This is a genomic window from Amycolatopsis sp. NBC_01286 (assembly GCF_035982555.1).
Lineage (GTDB): Bacteria > Actinomycetota > Actinomycetes > Mycobacteriales > Pseudonocardiaceae > Amycolatopsis.
Genome location: NZ_CP108428.1, coordinates 7,431,875 through 7,450,536, shown reverse-complemented (window position 1 = coordinate 7,450,536; position 18,662 = coordinate 7,431,875). Strand labels below are relative to the sequence as shown.

General features: G+C 73.0%; 20 protein-coding genes. 9 read left to right on the top strand and 11 right to left on the bottom strand.

Annotated features, from left to right (window positions below):
• Positions 1-225: 225 nt before the first annotated feature.
• On the top strand, positions 226-1,095 hold the full coding sequence (locus OG570_RS35005) for a hypothetical protein (RefSeq protein WP_247051899.1): 870 nt from the start codon (positions 226-228) through the stop codon (positions 1,093-1,095).
• Between the two features lie 13 nt (positions 1,096-1,108).
• Complete coding sequence (locus tag OG570_RS35000; RefSeq protein WP_247051900.1) at positions 1,109-1,558, top strand: hypothetical protein; 450 nt, start codon at positions 1,109-1,111, stop codon at positions 1,556-1,558.
• Between the two features lies 1 nt (position 1,559).
• Here OG570_RS35000 and OG570_RS34995 read toward each other — a convergent pair whose 3' ends face one another.
• Both OG570_RS34995 and OG570_RS34990 read right to left on the bottom strand, forming a co-directional pair.
• Positions 1,560-2,390 carry a tRNA (adenine-N1)-methyltransferase gene (locus OG570_RS34995; protein WP_326949713.1) on the bottom strand — a complete coding sequence of 277 codons (831 nt, stop codon included), beginning with the start codon at positions 2,388-2,390 and terminating at the stop codon, positions 1,560-1,562.
• A gap of 77 nt (positions 2,391-2,467) precedes the next feature.
• Complete coding sequence (locus tag OG570_RS34990; RefSeq protein ID WP_326949714.1) at positions 2,468-3,622, bottom strand: site-2 protease family protein; 1,155 nt, start codon at positions 3,620-3,622, stop codon at positions 2,468-2,470.
• A 234-nt stretch (positions 3,623-3,856) separates the two neighbouring features.
• Between OG570_RS34990 and OG570_RS34985 the strand changes: the two genes are divergently transcribed.
• The 3 genes from OG570_RS34985 to OG570_RS34975 all read left to right on the top strand — a co-directional run bounded on the left by OG570_RS34985 (position 3,857) and on the right by OG570_RS34975 (position 6,565).
• Entirely contained in the window at positions 3,857-4,774 is a 918-nt protein-coding gene (locus tag OG570_RS34985; RefSeq protein WP_326949715.1) for a RecB family exonuclease, read from the top strand.
• Complete coding sequence (locus OG570_RS34980) at positions 4,774-5,565, top strand: thioesterase family protein (RefSeq protein WP_247051904.1); 792 nt, start codon at positions 4,774-4,776, stop codon at positions 5,563-5,565. Before OG570_RS34985 ends, OG570_RS34980 begins: the two co-directional genes overlap by 1 nt.
• Positions 5,566-5,629: 64 nt before the next feature.
• The gene (locus OG570_RS34975; RefSeq protein WP_247051905.1) at positions 5,630-6,565 is read left to right on the top strand and encodes a ParA family protein; all 936 of its coding nucleotides are present in this window, start codon (positions 5,630-5,632) and stop codon (positions 6,563-6,565) included.
• Between the two features lie 59 nt (positions 6,566-6,624).
• On the opposite strand, the gene hisG is transcribed toward OG570_RS34975, so the two are convergent.
• The 5 genes from hisG to OG570_RS34950 form a co-directional block, all read right to left on the bottom strand.
• On the bottom strand, positions 6,625-7,470 hold the full coding sequence (gene hisG / locus OG570_RS34970; protein ID WP_326949716.1) for an ATP phosphoribosyltransferase: 846 nt from the start codon (positions 7,468-7,470) through the stop codon (positions 6,625-6,627).
• A gap of 39 nt (positions 7,471-7,509) precedes the next feature.
• The gene (locus tag OG570_RS34965; RefSeq protein WP_247051907.1) at positions 7,510-7,773 is read right to left on the bottom strand and encodes a phosphoribosyl-ATP diphosphatase; all 264 of its coding nucleotides are present in this window, start codon (positions 7,771-7,773) and stop codon (positions 7,510-7,512) included.
• 113 nt (positions 7,774-7,886) lie between these two features.
• Positions 7,887-8,378, bottom strand: a complete 492-nt coding sequence (locus tag OG570_RS34960) for a methylated-DNA--[protein]-cysteine S-methyltransferase (RefSeq protein ID WP_326953218.1) — start codon at positions 8,376-8,378, stop codon at positions 7,887-7,889.
• A 21-nt stretch (positions 8,379-8,399) separates the two neighbouring features.
• A complete protein-coding gene (locus OG570_RS34955; protein WP_326953217.1) occupies positions 8,400-9,875 on the bottom strand; it encodes an AlkA N-terminal domain-containing protein in 1,476 nt (491 codons plus the stop codon).
• Between the two features lie 58 nt (positions 9,876-9,933).
• Positions 9,934-10,566: an HAD family hydrolase gene (locus tag OG570_RS34950; RefSeq protein ID WP_442788342.1), complete on the bottom strand. Its 633-nt coding sequence runs from the start codon at positions 10,564-10,566 to the stop codon at positions 9,934-9,936.
• Positions 10,567-10,841: 275 nt separating this feature from the next.
• Between OG570_RS34950 and OG570_RS34945 the strand changes: the two genes are divergently transcribed.
• A complete protein-coding gene (locus OG570_RS34945) occupies positions 10,842-11,753 on the top strand; it encodes a PAC2 family protein (protein WP_247051910.1) in 912 nt (303 codons plus the stop codon).
• 15 nt (positions 11,754-11,768) lie between these two features.
• Here the strand turns inward: OG570_RS34945 and OG570_RS34940 are convergent, their stop codons facing one another.
• Positions 11,769-12,704 (bottom strand): phosphotriesterase family protein, encoded by a 936-nt coding sequence (locus OG570_RS34940; RefSeq protein WP_326953215.1) that lies wholly within the window; start codon positions 12,702-12,704, stop codon positions 11,769-11,771.
• 38 nt (positions 12,705-12,742) lie between these two features.
• Here OG570_RS34940 and OG570_RS34935 point away from each other — a divergent pair, with 38 nt between their 5' ends.
• Entirely contained in the window at positions 12,743-13,294 is a 552-nt protein-coding gene (locus tag OG570_RS34935; RefSeq protein WP_326953214.1) for a CGNR zinc finger domain-containing protein, read from the top strand.
• 241 nt (positions 13,295-13,535) lie between these two features.
• On the opposite strand, the gene OG570_RS34930 is transcribed toward OG570_RS34935, so the two are convergent.
• The 3 genes from OG570_RS34930 to OG570_RS34920 are packed head-to-tail and all read right to left on the bottom strand — an operon-like array spanning position 13,536 to position 16,191.
• Complete coding sequence (locus tag OG570_RS34930) at positions 13,536-14,369, bottom strand: metallophosphoesterase family protein (RefSeq protein ID WP_326953213.1); 834 nt, start codon at positions 14,367-14,369, stop codon at positions 13,536-13,538.
• Positions 14,333-15,607, bottom strand: coding sequence for an MFS transporter (locus OG570_RS34925; protein WP_326953212.1), 1,275 nt, complete (start codon positions 15,605-15,607; stop codon positions 14,333-14,335). The genes OG570_RS34930 and OG570_RS34925 overlap by 37 nt, the downstream gene beginning before the upstream one ends.
• A complete protein-coding gene (locus tag OG570_RS34920; RefSeq protein WP_326953211.1) occupies positions 15,604-16,191 on the bottom strand; it encodes an ArsR/SmtB family transcription factor in 588 nt (195 codons plus the stop codon). The genes OG570_RS34925 and OG570_RS34920 overlap by 4 nt, the downstream gene beginning before the upstream one ends.
• Positions 16,192-16,336: 145 nt before the next feature.
• On the opposite strand from OG570_RS34920, the gene OG570_RS34915 reads away from it, so the two are divergent.
• Together OG570_RS34915 and OG570_RS34910 are read left to right on the top strand one after the other, a co-directional pair.
• The gene (locus OG570_RS34915; protein ID WP_326960245.1) at positions 16,337-16,813 is read left to right on the top strand and encodes a MarR family winged helix-turn-helix transcriptional regulator; all 477 of its coding nucleotides are present in this window, start codon (positions 16,337-16,339) and stop codon (positions 16,811-16,813) included.
• Between the two features lie 156 nt (positions 16,814-16,969).
• On the top strand, positions 16,970-18,604 hold the full coding sequence (locus OG570_RS34910; RefSeq protein WP_326953210.1) for an ABC-F family ATP-binding cassette domain-containing protein: 1,635 nt from the start codon (positions 16,970-16,972) through the stop codon (positions 18,602-18,604).
• Positions 18,605-18,662 lie beyond the last annotated feature (58 nt).

Genomic DNA, 18,662 nt, shown 5'->3' with positions numbered 1-18,662 from the left:
CCATTTGTGTGCCGTGACACGGGGTCGGAACGGGGTCTTCCGGAGCTGGACGAACCAAGCACGCAGGGAGTACCCCGTCCCCGGGAGGCCCAACCGTGCCGAAGCCGGGCATTTCCGGCCAGTTGCGCCCTAACCGCGCGGCGAGCACGCGCGGTGACTAGCATCGGGCCGACGCGGCCACCGGATGGCCGAATCTCGTCGTGGGAACGCTAGGGGGCATCACACATGACCTACCCGCCGCAGCAACCGGGCGGCTACGGCCAGCAGCCCGGCGGCTACGGGCAGCAGCCCGGGCCCTACGGTCAGCAGCCGGGCGGCTACCCCCAGAGCGGACCCCAGTCCCAGCCGGGCTACGGCGGCACGCAGCAGTTCGGCCAGCCGGATCCCTACGGCCAGCAGCCGCAGCAGGGCGGTTACCCGCCCCAGCCGGGCGCTCAGCCCCCGTACGGCGGGCAGCAGGACCAGTGGGGCCAGCAGCAGCCGGGCGGGTACGACCCGAACCAGCAGAACTACGGCGGCTACGACCCGTACGGCGGCGGTGGCGGCGGTTTCGGTGACGGGCCGCCGCCCAAGAAGAAGAAAACCGGGCTCATCATCGGCATCGCCGTGGGCGCGGTCATCGTCGTCGGCGGTGGCGTGACGGCACTGGTGCTGGCCCTCAACGGGGACGACAGCACCACGGCCGCGCCGCCGGCGAGCAGCAGCTCCCCCGCGCCGACGTCGGCGCCGAAGACCACCCCGAAGAAGAGCACCACGCCGAGCAGCCCGTCGACGAAGACCACGAAGCCGGTCGGCGGCCCCGCCCCCGGCGGCAAGCCCAGCTCGCAGGAGCTGTTCGCCTCGACGATCGACGCGTACAACGCGGGTGACGAGAAGGCGCTCGGCGACGTCATCTGCCGCAGCGTCTACGAAGGCACGACCGGCCAGATCCCCAAGGTGACGGTGAAGCTCACCGAAGACCCGAAGGACGTCGGCGACAAGTCCACGGTCCGCTACTCGGCCACCGACGGCGCGGCGACCAAGGTCGGCACGATGTCGGCGGCCAAGGAGTCCGGTCTCTGGTGCCTGTCCAACGTCAAGGCGGACGGCTCGTGAGGCCGCGCCGGCGGTGAACCGCGCGCTCACCGCCGGGCTCGTGCTGGCCGGCGTGGCGGTCGTGGGTGTCGTGCTGGGACTGCTGCTCGTGGCGCCGTCCGGCAGCACGCCCCCGCCGTCGGCCACGCCGCCCGCGCCGGCCCGCACGTCCACGGCCCCGCCCCCGGACGCCGTCGACGCCGCGGCGGTGAAGGTGCTGGCCGACGCGATCGTCGCCGCGATCTCCCGGCACGACTCGGCGGCGTTCGGCGAGCTCACCTGCCGCCCGCAGACCACCGAGGCCCTGGCCGGGCTGCAGCGGACGTGGGACGCGGCGGGCGAGGTGAAGGCGAGCCTGCCGAAACCCCCGGAACTGCGCGGCGAGTCGGCGACGGCGGTGGTGCACGTCGAGGCCGCGGGCGGCACGAAGGACACGCCGTTCCCGCTGCACAAGGAGAGCGGGAAGTGGTGCGTGCCGGGCTAGCTCAGCCCTTGCCCTTGGCCGGGCGCCGCGACACGCGCGGGGAGACGGTGCCGTCCGCCAGCCGGCGCGCCGTCAGCAGGAACGCCGTGTGCGCCACCATGCGGTGGTCGGGGCGGACCGCCAGGCCGACCACGTGCCACGGCCGCATCAGCGTTTCCCACGACTCCGGCTCGGTCCAGCACTGCTGCTCGCGCAACGACTCCGTGACGCGCGAAAGCTGCGTGACCGTCGCGACGTAGACCGTCAGCACGCCGCCGGGGACGAGGTGCGCGGCGACGTTCGGGAGCTGGTCCCACGGGGCCAGCATGTCCAGCACGACCCGGTCGACCTCGCCCTCGTGCGTGGCCAGGTCCGCGACCGTGAGCGTCCAGTTCGCCGGCTTCTCGCCGAAGAACTTCACGACGTTGTGCTCGGCGTGCACCGCGTGGTCGTCGCGGATCTCGTACGAGCTCACCTGCCCGGCCGGGCCGACCGCGCGCAGCAGCGAGCACGTCAGCGCGCCGGAACCGGCGCCCGCCTCGAGCACCCGCGCGCCCGGGAAGATGTCGCCCCACATGACGATCTGGGCGGCGTCCTTCGGGTAGATCACCTGCGCGCCGCGGGGCATCGAGAGCACGTAGTCCGGCAGCAGCGGGCGCAGCGCCAGGTACGTCGAGCCGCCCACCGAAGTCACGACCGAGCCTTCGGGACGGCCGATGAGGTCGTCGTGGGCGAGGCCGCCGCGGTGGGTGTGGTACTCACCGCCGTCGGCCAGCGTCAGGGTGTAGTGCCGCCCCTTCGAGTCGGTCAACTGCACCCGATCACCCGCACGAAACGGTCCGCTGACCGACAACACTTCCTCCAGTACCCCGAATGGCCTCTTGCCGTTTGACCGACGACAGATCTTCGCAGGCCGCCCGGGCCGCGGGGTCAGCGGGTACGGCGGTTCAGCGCGGCGCGCAGGTCGTCCCGGCGCAGCACGCCCGCCGGGCGGCCTTCGTCGTCGACCACGAGGAACTGCCACGCCGGGGTCTCGCGGACCCGCTCGACGATCTCCTCCCCCGGCTCGGAGGCCAGCAGGACGGTCTCGGCGCGGATCGGCTCGGCCGCCAGCTCGGCCGGCGCGTGCGGTGACGTGCTCGCCAGCCGCTCCGCCGCGCCCTCGTCCAGCAGCCCGGCCGCGACGCCGTCCGCGCGGACCAGCACCACGCCCCGGCCCGCCGACGCGGCCAGCGCGTCCGACACCGGGCTCTCCGCCGGCAGCTGCAGCACGGGCCGGACCAGCTCGCCCAGCACCAGGCCCTCGGGCCAGCCACGCCGCCGTTCGGCGGCCAGTTCGGACCGCGCGCCGAGGATGACGAACCACGCCGTGACGACGCAGACACCGAGGCGCAGCCAGCGGTCGGGGCTGGCCGTCGCGAGGCCCCACAGGGCCCACACGAGCAGTCCCGCCGCCACGACCGCGCCGCCGCCCACCGCGGCGCGGGTGCCCTTGGCGCGGATGCCGGTGGCCGCCCAGACGCCGGCGCGGACCAGCCGGCCGCCGTCGAGCGGGAGGCCGGGCAGGAGGTTGAAGACACCGACGGCGAGGTTCGCCACGGAACATTCGGCGATCAGCAGCCAGACCGCGCCGCCCGGCGGCACGGCGAACATCAGCAGCCCGCAGAACCCGCCCAGCACCAGCGACACCGCCGGGCCGGCCGCGGCCACCAGGCCTTCGTCGCTCGGCCGTTTCGGCGTGCGGGCGACCTCGGACAGGCCGCCGAGGAGGAACAAGCGCAGGCGGCGCACCGGGATGCCCAGCCGCAATGCGACCAGGCAGTGGCCGAGCTCGTGGGCGAGCACCGACAACCCCAGCAGCAGCGCGAACGCCGCGGCCAGCAGCCACGACATCAGCGTGGAGACGTCCGGGAGCAGCCGCCCGACCAGCGGTGCGTACAGGACGACGACGATCAGCGAGCCGATCCACCAGGACGGCGCCAGCAGCACCGGGACACCGGCGACGCGGAACAGCACGAGGCCGCCGCCGTCCCCGAGGACGGCCTGCCGGGAGCCCCCGGTGCCCTGCTCACTGGTCGCGGCCATGCCGGAGAGCCTAGAGCCCCTGGTGTCAGGAGCGGGTGATCCGGCCCCGCCCGCGACCGGGTCGTGTAACTCGGCGACCCGACCCTCCAGGTACGCGAACCGGCTGTCCGGGCACGCGAACCGGCTGTCCGGGCACGCGAACCGACCGTCCGGGTACGCGAGTTCGCCGTACGGGTACCGGTGCCGGGCGTTGCGGTCGCCGGAACTGTCGGACCCCGGCGTTACGCTCTGCCCATGCCCGACGCCGACACTGTCACCACGGACCCGCCCACCCCCATGGACGCCGCGGACTCCGCCGTCGCCACGCGGGTGCGGCGGCGGCCCGCGTTGTCGCCGTCCCGGGCCAGTGACTTCAAGCAGTGCCCGCTGCTCTACCGGTTCCGCGCGGTCGACCGGCTGCCGGAGGTCCCGACGAAGGCCCAGCTGCGCGGCACGCTCGTCCACTCGGTACTGGAACGGCTCTTCGCGCTGCCCGCCGGCGAACGGGTGCCGCCGAAGGCCCGCGAACTGCTGGGCCCGGCGTGGACCGAGCTGTCCGAGGACCGTCCGGAGTGGACCGAGCTGTTCGACGCCGCGAAGCCGGACGACCACGCCGACTGGCTGCGGTCGGCCGAGAAGCTCTTGGACGCGTACTTCGGGCTCGAAGACCCGCGGCGGCTCGAACCGGAGGCCTGCGAGCTGCACGTCGAGATCGAGCTCGGCTCGGGCGTGCTGCTGCGCGGCTACATCGACCGCGTCGACGTCGCGCCCACCGGCGAGATCCGGGTCGTCGACTACAAGACCGGCGCCGCGCCGCGGGAAATCGGCGAAGCCAAGGCGATGTTCCAGATGAAGTTCTACGCCGTGGTGCTGTGGCGGCTGCGCGGGATCGTGCCGCGCCAGCTGAAGCTGATGTACCTGACCGACGGCCAGTCGCTGGCCTACACCCCGGACGAGGCGGAGCTGATCCGCTTCGAGCGGACCCTGGAAGCCATCTGGCAGGCCATCCTCAAGGCGGGCAAGACCGGCGACTTCCGGCCGAACAAGAGCAAGCTGTGCAACTGGTGCGACCACCAGGCGCACTGCCCCGAGTACGGCGGCACCCCACCGGCGTACCCCGGCTGGCCGGAACCCGACGCCGGCGAAGAGACGCCGCTGGACCGGGCCGACTGATGGCCGACGCGTTCTACGTCCCCCACGGCGAGGGTCGGTTCACCGCGACCGCGCACACGGCCGGGCCGTGGACCCCGGACTCCCAGCACTTCGGGCCGCCGTCGGCGCTGCTGGTCCGGGCGCTCGAAAACGTCGAACCGCACCACCCCGCGGAGCTCGCGCGGGTGACCGTCGAGATCCTCGGCCCGGCACCGGTGACCGAGCTGCTGGTGCGCGCCCGGGTGGAGCGGCCCGGCCGGTCGGTGGAACTGCTGCAGGCCGAGCTGGCGACGAGCGAGCGGGTCGTCGCGCGCGCGTCGGCGTGGCGGATCGCGACGTCCGACACCGCGGCGGTGAGCACCGACGGCGGCCCGCTGCTGCCGGCGCCGGACACCGTGGCGGAGTCGGCCTGGCCGGAAGGCTGGAACGGCGGCTACCTCGACGCGCTGGAGTGGCGCGCGGTCCGCGGCGGCATGGACGTGCCCGGCTCGGCCGCGGTGTGGGCCCGCCAGCGCGTCCCGCTGGTCGACGGCGAGGAGCCGAGCGGGCTGCAGCGGCTGTTCGCGGTCGCCGACTCCGGCAACGGCGTGTCCAACTACCTCGACCCGCGGCAGTGGTGGTTCATCAACTCCGAGCTCACCGTGCACCTGCGCCGGCCGCCTGCGGGCGAGTGGATCGGCCTCGACGCCGTCACGCTGGTCGGCAAGCACGGCGTCGGCACGGCGACGAGCATCCTGCACGACGGCGACGGTCCGGTGGCCACCGGCGCGCAGGCGCTGATGGTGCGTCCGCGACAGGCCGGGGGCGGATAGCCAACCACAACGGGCCCGCATCCAATAACCTTCGCGGAACGACCGACATGAGGAGCGCTCCGGCATGCAGATCACCTCGGTGGTCAACCAGAAGGGCGGGGTCGGCAAGACCTCGCTGAGCGTCGGCACCGCGGCGGCCTTGGCCGAGCGCGGCCGGCGGGTGCTGCTGGTCGACCTCGACCCGCAGGGCCACGCGACGACCGAGATGCTCGGCCTGGCCGAGGTCCGCGGGGACGCGCCGACCCTGGCGAAAGCCCTGGCCAAGAAGTGGAAGGGGCCGATCGAAGACCTCGTCGTGCCGCATCCGCGCAGCAACCTGGGCCGCGGCGGCGCGCTCGACGTCATCCCGACGTCGCCGGGGATGTTCGACCTGATCCGGCGGCTCGACTCGTTCCGCGTGCCCGGCTGGCAGCTGGCCCGGGTCATCCAGTTCGCCAACTACGACCACTGCATCATCGACTGCCCGCCGGCACTCGACGTGCTGACGAACAACGCGCTGGCGGCGTCACACGGGATACTGGTCCCGGTGCAGCCGGACAAGACGAGCATCCGCGCGCTGCGGCTGCTGGCGGATCAGGTGCGCTACGTCGAGCAGACCGTCGGCCGGCAGCCGCTGTCGTGGTTCGGGCTGGTGCCGAGCCTCTACCGCCGGCCGATCTCGCACTACGCGGCCGCGGCGCTGCAGGAGATGTACGAGTTCGGCATCCCGATGCTGTCGCACCTGCCGCTGGGTGTGGTGATGAACGAGGCCGCCGCCCACGGCGTCCCGGTGACGACCTACGCCCCGGAAACGCTGCAGGCGCTGTCGTTCCGCGAGATCGCGGGCACGCTCGACACCTACCTGGAGCAGAACTCGGCGCCCGCGGTGATCCCGGCCGACGAGGAGTTCGTCTTCGAGGACTTCATCTCCGAGGTCTCGGTGGCCCGCAACGCCAACGACAACGGCGCCCGCAAGGGCCTCTACGACCTGCTGCCCAAGAAACCGCACCGCCCCCGCTGACCCCGTCGTGAGTGGTAATGCGGGTTCTAACCCGCATTACCACTCACGACCGGTGGGACTCAGAGGCGGCAGGACCGGATGTCCGAGGCCAGGATCGCCTTCGCGCCCACCTCGGCCAGCTCGTCCATGACGCGGTTGACGTCCTTGCGCGAGACCATCGCGCGCACCGCCACCCAGTCGTCGTCGGCGAGCGGGGCCACCGTCGGCGACTCCAGGCCCGGCGTGATGGCGATGGCGCGCTCGACGAGCGTCCGCGGGCAGTCGTAGTCCAGCATCAGGTACTGCTGGGCGAACACGACCCCGCGCAGCCGCGCCGCGAGCTGGCTCTTCGCCTTGCTCTGCTCGGTGCCCTTGCGCTGCAGCAGCACGGCTTCCGACACGCAGATCGGGTCGCCGAAGGCCACCAGGTTGTTCTGGCGCAGCGAGCGGCCGGACTCGACGACGTCGGCGATCGCGTCCGCGACCCCGAGCTGGATCGAGATCTCGACCGCGCCGTCGAGGCGGATCACCTCGGCGGTGACGCCGTGGCGGGCGAGGTCCTCGCGGACCAGCCGCGGGTACGACGTGGCGAGCCGCTTGCCCTGCAGGTCGGCCGGCTTCCAGTCCTGGCCCGCCGGGGCCGCGTAGCGGAACGTCGAGCCGCCGAAACCGAGGGCCTGGATCTCCTCGACCGGCGCGCCCGAGTCGAGCGCGAGGTCGCGGCCGGTGATGCCGAGGTCGAGGTCGCCGGAGCCGACGTAGATCGCGATGTCCTTGGGGCGCAGGAAGAAGAACTCGACCTCGTTGACGGTGTCGAGGATCGTCAGGTCGCGCTGCTCATGCCGCTTCCGGTAGCCCGCCTCGCCGAGCATCTCCGTCGCCGTGGCGGCGAGGGCTCCCTTGTTCGGCACGGCAACACGCAGCATTTCGCTTTTCTCCTCGTTCAGCGAGCGGTGGACCACCCGTCACAGGTAGCGGTAGACGTCCTCGGTCGACAGACCGCGGCCGAGCATCAGCACCTGCAGCCGGTACAGCAGCTGGGAGATCTCCTCGGCGAGCCGGTCGTCGGACTCGTGCTCGGCGGCGATCCACACCTCGCCGGCTTCCTCCAGCACCTTCTTGCCTTGGGCGTGCACTCCGGCGTCCAGGGCGGCGACGGTGCCGGACCCGTCGGGACGGGTACGCGCGCGCTCGGCAAGCTCCGCGAACAGCTCATCGAAGGTCTTCACGGTCTGCAGATCCTTCCACCCCGGCCGGGGTGACGCCGCCCCGGGCCGGTCCCGGTGCCGCCGATGTCACACCTCCGTGGACATCGGCTCCCGAGGGATGGGATCGACGCTGGTCAGAAGCGGGCTTCGTGCTCTTGTTCGAAGTCCAGCAGATAGCGCTTCCGTTCGAGGCCGCCGCCGTAGCCGGTCAGCGAACCACTCGCGCCGACGACGCGGTGGCAGGGAACGATGATGCTGACCGGGTTCTTGCCGTTGGCCAGCCCGACCGCGCGCGACGCCGTAGGCTGCCCCAGCCGGTCGGCCAGCTCGCCGTAGGAAGTGGTACTGCCGTAAGGGATGTCCCGCAGCGCGGCCCAGACCCGTTGCTGGAACGGCGTGCCGACGAAGGTGAGCGGCACCTCGAACTCGTGGCGCTGCCCGGCGAAGTACTCCTTCAGCTCGGTTTCGGCCCGCACGAAGATCTTCGCGCCCGGATCGGGTTCGCCGAACGTGAGCTCGTCCGGGCGATGGCGCTGCTGGACCATGTACAGCCCGCAGAGCGCGTCGCCCTGGGCGACGAGGGTGAGCGGGCCGCACGGGCTGTCCACCACCGTGTGGGAACGCATGATTCTCCTGTCGTGGGTGGGTCAGGCGGCGGGCATGCGGTTGATGGCGTGGTCGCCGGTGGCCCACAGGTGCTGGGTGGCGTACGCGCGCCACGGGCGCCACGCCGCGGACCGCGCGACGACGGCCGCCGGGCCGCCGAGGCCGAGCGTCTCCGCCGCGTACTTGATGCCGAGGTCGGTGGGCAGGAACGCGTCCGGGTCGCCGAGCGAGCGCATCGCGATGCTCTCGACGGTCCACGGCCCGAAGCCGGGCAACGCGGTCAGCGCGGCGCGGGTCCCGGCCCAGTCGCTGCCCGCGCCGAGGTCGAGGCCGCCGCCGGTCAGCGCCTCGACCAGGGCGAGCAGCGTGCGACGGCGGCTGCGCGGCATGGCGAGCGTCTCCGGGTCGAGGTCGGCCAGCGCCTCGGGAGACGGGAAGAGGTGCGTCAGGCCGCCTTCGGCGTCCTCGATCGGGGTGCCGTGCGCGACGACGAGCCGGGCGGCGTGGGTGCGCGCGGCGGCCGTCGACACCTGCTGCCCGAGCACCGCGCGGACGGCGAACTCGGCGCCGTCGACCGTGCGCGGGACGCGCCGGCCCGGCGCGGCCGCGACCAGCGGGGCCAGCAGCGGGTCGGTGGTGAGCTGGTCGTCGACGGCTTCCGGGTCCGCGTCGAGGTCGAGCAGACGGCGGCAGCGGCTGGTGGCGGCCGGGAGGTCGCGCAGGTCGGACAGGGTCAATCGGCAGGCGATGTGACCGGCGGCGGAGTCTCCGGGACGCAGCGCGACGACGCCGTGACCGCGCGGCAGCCGCAGCGTGCGGCGGTAGGCGCCGTCGCGCCACTCCTCCACGCCCGGCACGCCGGTGGCCACCAGGTGCCCGAACAGGTTGTCCGGGCAGAGCGGCTTGCGGAACGGCAGCCGCAGCTCGATCGCCCCGGCCGCGGCGCCCGGCTTGCCCTTGGCCCGGGTGCGCAGCTCGGTCGGCGAGAGGGCGAACACCTCGCGGACGGTGTCGTTGAACGTCCGGATGCTGCCGAACCCGGCGGCCAGGGCCAGCTCGGTCATCGGCAGCGTGGTCGTCTCGATGAGCGTCCGCGCGGTCTGCGCGCGCTGGGCCCGGGCCAGGGCCAGCGGCCCGGCGCCGAGCTCCGCCAGTACCTGGCGCTCGACCTGCCGGACGCTGTAGCCGAGGCGGGCGGCGAGGCCGCGGACGCCCTCGGTGTCGACGACGCCGTCGGCGATCAGCCGCATCGCCCGGGCTACGAGGTCCGCGCGCTCGTTCCACAGCGGCGAGCCCGGGCTGGCGTCCGGACGGCAACGCTTGCACGCCCGGAAACCGGCCTGCTGGGCGGCCGCCGCGCTCGGGTAGAAGGTCATGTTCCGCGGTTTGGGCGGTACCACCGGGCAGCTGGGCCGGCAGTAGATCCGGGTCGTCACGACCGCCGTGAAGAACCACCCGTCGAACCGGGCGTCCTTCGCCTGCACGGCCCGCACGCACCGCTCGAAGTCCTCGTGCACGCCCCCAGCATCGCCGAGTCCGCGCGCCCCGGCTAGCGGAAAAGCGACATGGGGGTGCTCAGCCGAGCAGGGCCGTCAGCGCACGCGCGTCGACACCCACGAGCGTGTCGCGGAAGACGCGCCGCTCCCCCGGCTCGACGTCGACGTCGTTCGGGATCACCAGCACCGTGCAGCCGGCGGCGACCGCCGACGCCGTGCCCGGCGGCGAGTCCTCGATCGCGACACAGCGCCCGGGCGCGACGCCGAGCAGCTCGGCGGCCTTGAGGTACGGGCGCGGGTGCGGCTTGTTGAACCCCTCGACCTCGTCACCGCACACGGAGACGTCGAAGAACTCGCGGCCGATGGTGTTCAGCGCCAGCTCGGTCAGGTCACGCTCGGTGGAGGTGACCAGGGCCGAGCGCAGGCCTGCCGCGCGCACGGCGGCCAGCACTTCGCGGGCGCCGGGGCGCCACGGCAGCGCGTCGTCGAACAGCCCGGCCGTGCGGCGCCGGATCAGCGCACCCGCTTCGACGATCGCCTCCGGCGTCACCTCACGGCCGGCGACCTCGAGCAGGCAGGCGGCCGTGTCGTCCATGTTGGACCCGACGAGCGTCATCCGCGTCTCTTCGGAGAGCTTGCCGCCCAGGGCTTCCGCCGTCTCGTACAGCGCGACGTCCCACAGCTTCTCGGAATCGACCAATGTTCCGTCCATGTCGAACAACACGGCGTCGAGACCGTCCACAGTGGATCCTCTCCGGGGTCGGGTGGTGAAGTGCCGGGGTTTCCGCTCCGGGCGCGGTCCCCCGCACTCCACGGTAGCCGAGCCGGGAGAACTCCTCGACGGCCAACGGGGCGGCTGAGGCGCCCGCCACACCGCCGGGAGGAAGGCCGGCGGTGCGCCGTCCGGACGGGTGACGCCGGTAAACGGCGGCGACAGGCCGCCGGACGTGCTGAACAGCCTGGGCCCGGTGGTCGTAGGCTGGTCCGGTGAGTGAGCCCGTCGACGAGACCCCGCGGCCGCCTGGCGACCGCCCCGAACCCTCCCGGCCCTTGATGGTGGTCGCCTTCGAAGGCTGGAACGACGCAGGTGACGCGGCCAGCCGCGCCGTGGAGCACCTGCAGCTCAACTGGGACGCCACACCACTGGCCGAGCTGGAACCGGACGACTACTACGACTTCCAGGTCAGCAGGCCCACGGTCCGCATGGTCGACGGCGTCACCCGCCGCGTCGACTGGCCGACGACGACGTTGTCGGTGTGCCGCCCCGACGGGTTCGACCGCGACGTTGTCCTCGTGCAGGGCCCCGAGCCGAACATGCGCTGGCGCGCCTTCTGCGCCGAACTGCTCGAACACATCCAGCAGCTGGACGTCGCGACCGTGGTGACACTGGGCGCGCTGCTCGCCGACACGGCGCACACCCGGCCCGTCCCGGTCACCGGGACGGCGTACGACAAGGACACCGCGTCGCTCTACGGGCTCGACCTGAACAACTACCAGGGCCCGACCGGCATCGTCGGAATCCTGCAGGACTACTGCGTCCAGGCCGGCATCCCGGCCGTCTCGATCTGGGCCGCGGTGCCGCACTACGTGTCGCACCCGCCGTCCCCGAAGGCGACGCTGGCGCTGCTGCACAAGCTGGAGGACATCCTCGACGTCGAGATCCCGCTGGGCGCGCTGCCGGAGCAGTCCGAGGAGTGGCAGCGCACGGTCAGCGAGATGGCCGACGAGGACGAAGAGATCAGCGAGTACGTCCGCGGGCTCGAGGAGCGCGGCGACGCGCAGACCGAGGTCGCGGAGCAGGACGTCAGCGGCGACAAGATCGCCGCCGAGTTCGAGCGCTACCTGCGCCGCCGCGGCCGCGGCGGCAACGGGGGCCAGGAAGGCTTCGGCCTCCGCTGAGTCACTTGAGCCAGGTCACTTGAGCCAGCTGGTGGCGAACGCCCGGGCGGGGTTCGCCACCAGCATGGCCGTGACGACGTCGCCGCCGAGCAGCTCGGTGAGCCGCGGGGCCAGCGTCGAGAGCAGGTAGGACGCCCCCGGCTGCCGCCGGGCCGCGGCGGTCGTCGTGTCGCCGCCCAGCAGGATCTGCCCGCCGTGGCCGGCCTCGACGAGCGCTTCCAGGCCGTCGAAGAGCTGCCAGTCGGTCGCGTGGTTGGCCCGGGACGGGCCGTCGAACCCGAGGAAGACGCCGGTCTCGGCGATCTCACGCTGGATGCGCACGTCGGGGTTGCGGTTGAGGTGCCCGAGGATCACGCTCTCCGGCGGCACGTCCAGCTGCTCGCACAGCAGGTGGACCGTCTCGAGCGCCGCGGTGCCGAGTTCCAGGTGCACGGCGATCGTGGCCCCGGTCTCCTGGTGGGCGACCGCGGCGGCGGTCATCGTCAGCCGCGCGTGGGAGTCGATCGAGTGGAACGCGCCGGCGACCTTGACCAGCCCGGCGCGCGGGCCGGTGCGCGGCTCGTCCGGCAGGTCGGCGGGCTGGGTGCCCTCGGTCAGGTCGGCGACGAACTCGCGCACGAGATCGTCGATCACCCGGTCGAGGACGGCCGGGTCGTAGTGCTCCGCGCGGTGCAGGCCGGTGGCCGCGACCACGTGCACACCTAGCTCCTGTGACATCCAGGCGAGCTCCCGGGTCCGGCGCGTGAGGCCGTACGGCGTCCACTGGACGAGCGCCGAGCCGCCCCGCACCTTGAACTCGAGGAGCGCTTCCGTGGCGGCGGACGGGTCGTCCAGCTCCTGGCCCGGCAGCAGCTTCGAGGCGAAGAAGAGGTGGTCGTGCGCGTTCGTCACGCCCAGCTCGGCCGGATCGATGTCACCCAGCACCGTCCGGACCTGCGGGTCAGCGGTCATGCCGTCGAGTGTAACGGCTGACCCGTTACAATGCGAGCATGCCCGACGACCACGCCTTCCGCTTCGACAGCGGCGCCCCCTGGCTCGACCTCATGGCCACCCGCGGCCGCCACTTCGGGGCGAGCCCGGTGGAACGGATGCCGACGCGGGACCGGCTGGCCGAGTGGCTCGCCGAAGTCGGGTTGACGCCGCTCGCGCTGGTCACCGACGCCGACGTCGAGGCGGCGCACCGGCTGCGCGAAGCGGTGCGCGAACTGGCGCTCGGCGCGGTCGACGGGCTCGCGCCGCGGGCCGAGCAGGTGCGGGCGCTGACGGCGTTCTTCCGGGCCGAGCCGATGCACCTGGCCGCGCTCGACCGGCTCCACCGCAGTGCTCCGGCGACGGTGACGGACGCGCTGAGCAGGCTCGCGCTGCAGGCGGCCGACTGGCTCACCGGCCCCCTGCGCGCCGACCTGCGGGCCTGCCCGGAGCAGGACTGCCGGGGCGTGTTCGCCGACCCGAGCGGGCGACGCCGCTGGTGCCCCTCACCGGCGTGCGCCAGCCGCGGCCGCGTCCGCGCACTCAGGGAGCGCCGCCGCGCCGAGTCCTGACGACGGCACCCGCGCCGGTCCGCGCGACCGACCGGAGGTCGCCGACCGAAACCGCGATCGCGCTGACCCGGCCCGACGTGGCAACCTCGATCAGGGCGCAGGCCGAGGTGTCCGTCCGAGGCGAGGACGTCGACGGAACCCGCACGGCGCCGGAACCGGCCCCGCTCGTTCGGGTGAACCCGGATGCGGAGGTCGTAACTCCGGAACACTTTCTCGGCGAAAGTGCGGCCTCGCGGCGGGGTCAGGAGGGCCAGAGGATGCGGCGCATCGGCACCGCGCCCCGGGCGCGCTTGCGCCACTCGCGCGGGTAGCCCAGTGAGACCTCTTCGAAGCGGACGCCGTCGGCTTCGGTGGTGCGCGGGATGTGCAGGTGGCCGTACACAGCGATCTCCGCGCGATAGCGCAGGTGCCAGTCCTCGGTCTTGGTCGACCCGCACCACAACGCGAACTCCGGCCAGTACAGCGGCGCGGTCGGGTGGCGGTGCAGCGGCCAGTGCGACATCAGGATCGTGCCGTGGTCCTCGGGGATCGCGTCGAGCCGCTCGGTGCTGAACTTCAGCCGGTCGGCGCACCACGCCTGGCGGCTGGGGTAGGGGTCCGGGTGCAGGAAGTACTCGTCGGTGCAGACCACGCCGGCCTCACGGGCCTGGCGCAGCGCCTCCTCCAGCGACTTGCCCTCCGCCGCCGGGGTCCGCCAGCTGTAGTCGTAGAGCAGGAACAGCGGCGCGATCGTCAGCGGCCGCGAACCGTGCTGCCACACCGGGTACTCGTCCTCGGGGGTGAGCACGCCGATCTCGCGGCACCCCTCGACGAGGTGCTCGTAGCGCGCCTGGCCGCGCAGCTGGCACTCGTCGGTCTTCGTGGTCCACAGCTCGTGGTTGCCCGGCACCCAGACGACCTTCGCGAACCGCTCGCGCAACGTCTTCAGCGTCGCGATCGTGACGTCGGCCCGCTCGGCGACGTCGCCCGCCACGAGCAGCCAGTCTTCGGGCGTCTCGGGCACGACGGAGTCGAGGATCGGGCCGTTGCCCTCGTGGGTCACGTGGAGGTCGCTGGTGGCGAAGAGGTGCGGCACCCCTCCACCGTAGCCACCACCGTTTCCCCGACGTCCCCGAACCGGGTGATTCGGCGGGTTTTCCGCACGAGCACCAGGACGCCGGCGAGGACGTAGACCCCGGCCTGGACGTCCAGCAGCACCGCGGGCCCGGTCGTCGCGACCAGGGTCCCGGCCGCCAGCGCGCCGATGGTGCTGAACGTCGCCATCACGGCGAACGTCGTGCTCAGCACCCGGCCCGCCCGCTCCGGCGCGACCGCGCTCTGGATCTCCGACAGCACGCCGGCGCCGACGACCACGCCGGGGGCGCCCACCAGCACGAACAACCCCACGTAGACGCCCAGCGCGGTCGTCGCCAGCGCCAGGTTCCAGATCACCGCGGAGACCAGGCCCAGCACGATCGAGCCCCAGCCCAGCAGCCTGGCCGGCGCCACCCGGCGCGCCACGGTCGCGATGGCGAAGCCCGCCGCGAGCCCGCCGACCGCCTGTACACCGCGCAGCAGGCCCGCGTCGGCCTCGCTGCCGCCGAGCACCTGCAGCACGAACACCACGAACAGCACCAGGAACATGCCCTGGGCCAGCGAGGTGAGCACCACGGCGAGCCCGGTCCGCCACAACCGGCGGTTGTGCGTCAGTTCCCGCAGCCCGTCCAGCCACGCCTGCACCACCGGTTCGGGTGCCGCGGCCGGCATGGGCGCGCTCACCCGGCGGAACGGCTTCGCCAGCAGGCCTGCGGCCACGACCAGCACGATCAGGTAGCCGGTGATGACGTCCGCGAGTCCCCCGAAGCCCAGCAGCGCGCCCCCGGCCCAGCCGCCGGCCAGCCGGGCGACGCTGCCGTTGACGCTCATCAGCCCGTTCGCGCCGGTGACCTCTTCGACGCCGACCAGCTCCGGGACCAGCGCGTTGCGCGCCGGCTCGAACACCGACGCGAGCGCCGCCTGCGCGGCCATCACCGCGTACACGACGGCGATCCCCGGCTCGGCCAGCAGCGGCAGCGCGACGACGGCGAGGCCGCAGCAGACGCCGAACAGCACCGCCCGCCGGTTCCAGCGGTCGGCGACCACGCCGGCGACCGGGCTGAGCAGGACCGCGGGCAGCAGGCCGAGCACGATGCTCAGCGCCGTCGACGCCGCGGACCCGGTGCGCTGGAAGACGTAGACCGGCAGCGCGACCTGCAGCATCCACTCGGCCGTCTCGCCGAAGAAAGCGGCCACCCACAACCGCGCGAACGCGGGTACCCCCAGCAGCTGCTTCATTCCTCCGCCTTCCCCGAGTGTTCGATGCGCGGGAACGCGCGCACGCCGACGTGCACCGGACGCGCGCCGGGCGGCGCGTCCGTCCGAATCGCGCCGACGTAGGGCCGGACCAGGGCGTCGATCGCGTGCGAGAGCCGGGTCAGCTCCTCCGGCGTGACGCGCAGCGAGTAGCTGCTCAGCCCGGCCGCGGACCGCCACGCCGGGTCGAGGTCGTCCAGCGAGTCGAGGTAGCGCTGGGTCAGCTCCTGCTCGTTGGCGAGGCTCGCGCCGACCACCCCGAGCTGGGCCGCCCGGCGGACCGGGTCGTCGTCGATGTCGCCGAGGTCGAGCCCGACCTGCCGGGCCCGCCACGGGCGCTCCCGGCCGTCTTCGGCGTCCGCCCGCTCGACCAGGCCGTACTGCGCGAGCTGCCGCAGGTGCCAGCTGCAGTTGGACGCGGTCGACCCGACGGCCTCCGCGCACTCGCTCGCGGTGCGCGGCCCGACGGAGGTCAGGTGGTGCAGCAGCGCCGACCGCAGCGGGTGCGACAGCGCCCGCAGCAGTTCGACGTCCTCGACCCGCTTGCGCGGCGGCAGCTCGGCCATCGGTCACCTATCTGAAAGGATCGTTTCGAAAGTGTTCTTTCATAGTTGATCCCGCCTGCGGGTTTGTCAACCGGCTCCGCTATCGTTCGCCGGGCAGCGACTGCGCGAAGCAGTGACTGCGTCGTCACCGAACCTGGGATGGATGTTGCCCGACCAGCGCGAACTCGCCACCGCCGCCGCCCTCGCCCTCCCCCGGTTCGTGGGGTCGACCGCGTTCTTCCACGCCGCGGTCGCCGAGCGGATGGCCGTCACGCCCACCGAGCTGCACTGCCTGCACCTGCTCCACGGCGGCGTCAGCGACTCCCCGACCGAGCTCGCCCGGCTGCTGGGCATGACCACCGGCGCGTTCACCCGGCTGCTCGACCGGATGGCGCTGCACCGGCTCGCCGAGCGCGCGCCCGACCCCGCCGACCGGCGCCGGCTCGTCGTCCGGCCGCTGCCGGACCGGATGGCCGAGCTCGCGGAGCTGTACGCGCCGATGGCCCGGTTCGTGGGCGAGCGCCTGGCCCACCTGGACCGGCGGCAGCTCACCGCCCTGCTCGGGTTCCTCACGGACGGCACCGCCGCGGCCGAACGCTCGACCACACAGCTGCCGAATGTGACCCAGGCCATATCGAGTTGACTAACTCTACAGTCGTTGCGTTAACCTGGCTCCACTATGAAGAACTGATCGCGCCCATCCCGCTTCCGAGGCGGCACCCGGTCGAGCCGACGCTCCCGCGTGCCACGACGCCCGGCGGGATATTCGCATCTTCTCCTCCGGGCTCGGTGATCGCGCATGTCCACCCCCATTTTTCCGTTGCTGGCCAAAGATGTCGTCTTCGGCTACGGCACCCGCGTGGTGCTCGACGGCGTCTCGCTGACCGCGTCCGCCGGCCAGCGCCTCGGCCTGGTCGGTGAGAACGGCACCGGCAAGTCCACGCTGCTGCGGCTGCTCGCCGGGCTCGAAGAACCCCGCTCCGGCGAGGTCCTGCGCGGTCCGGACGTCGGGTTCCTGCTGCAGGAACTGCCCTTCGCCATGGACGCGACGTTCGCCGACGTCGTCGACGACGCCCTCGCCGAGATCCGCGCCGCCACGGTCCGGCTCGACGAGCTGACCACGGCGATGACCGCGCGGCCCGACGACGCGGCCGTGCTCGACGAGTACGGCCGGGTCCTGGAATGGGCGCAGGCCCACGACCTCTGGGACGCCGACCGCCGCGCGAAGCTCGTCTGCGACGGGCTCGGCCTCGGCGGCATCGAGCCGGACCGGCGCCTCGGCACCATGTCCGGCGGGCAGCGCTCGCGGCTCGGGCTGGCCGCGCTGCTGATCCGGCGGCCGGAGACGCTGCTGCTGGACGAGCCGACCAACCACCTCGACGACGCCGCGATGGAGTTCCTGGAACGCCACCTCGCGGAGCTGACCGGGGTCGTGGTGCTGTCCTCGCACGACCGCGTCTTCCTCGACGCGGTGTGCACGGACATCGTCGACCTCGACCCGGCCGCGGCCGACAGCCAGGCCGGTGGCGCCGTCCGCTACGGCGGCAGCTACACCGATTACCTCGGGCACAAGAAGGCCGAGCGGGCGCGCTGGGAGCAGCGCTTCGCCGACGAGCAGGAGGAACTGAAGGAGCTGCGCGAGACGGTCGCCGTCACCGCGCGGAACGTCGCCTACGGCCGGGCGCCGCGGGACAACGACAAGTTCATCCACCACTTCAAGGGCGCCCGCGTCCAGAAGACGATCTCACGGCGGGTGCGCGACGCCGAGCAGCGGCTCGAGCACCTCGAACGCGACCAGGTGCGCAAACCCCCGGCGCCACTGCGGTTCCGGGCCGCGCTCACCGGCCGTTCGACGGGCGACGGCCCGGCGATCGCGGTGCGGGAGCTGGACGTCCCGGGCCGGCTGCACCTGCCGCGCCTCGACGTCGACGGCTCGGCCCGGCTGCTCGTCACCGGCGGGAACGGCGCCGGGAAGTCGACGCTGCTGTCCGTCCTCGCGGGACAGCTGACGCCGGCGAGTGGCACGGTCCACTTCGGACACGGGGTGCGCGTCGGCCTGCTGGAGCAGGATGTCGTGTTCCCGGACCCGGCGCGGACCGCGAACCAGATGTACCGCGACGCGCTCGGCGAGGACGCTCCCCCGCTGAGCCGGCTGGGCCTGCTGGCGTCCCGCGACCTGGGACTGCCGGTCGGCGCGCTTTCGGTCGGTCAGCGGCGCCGGCTGGCGCTGGCGGTCCTGCTCGCCGAACCGCCGGACGTGCTGCTGCTGGACGAGCCGACGAACCACGTTTCGCTGACCCTGGCGGAAGAGCTGTTCGCCGCGCTGGACACGGCGCCGGGCGCCGTCGTCATCGCGTCCCACGACCGCTGGCTGCGCCGGGACTGGGCGGGCGACCACCTGGAGCTGGCCGCCGGCCACCCCGCCGCGGTATAGGCCGTTATACAACGGTCCGTGAAGGACTCCTTACCGGCTCTTATGGCCGGTAAGGAGT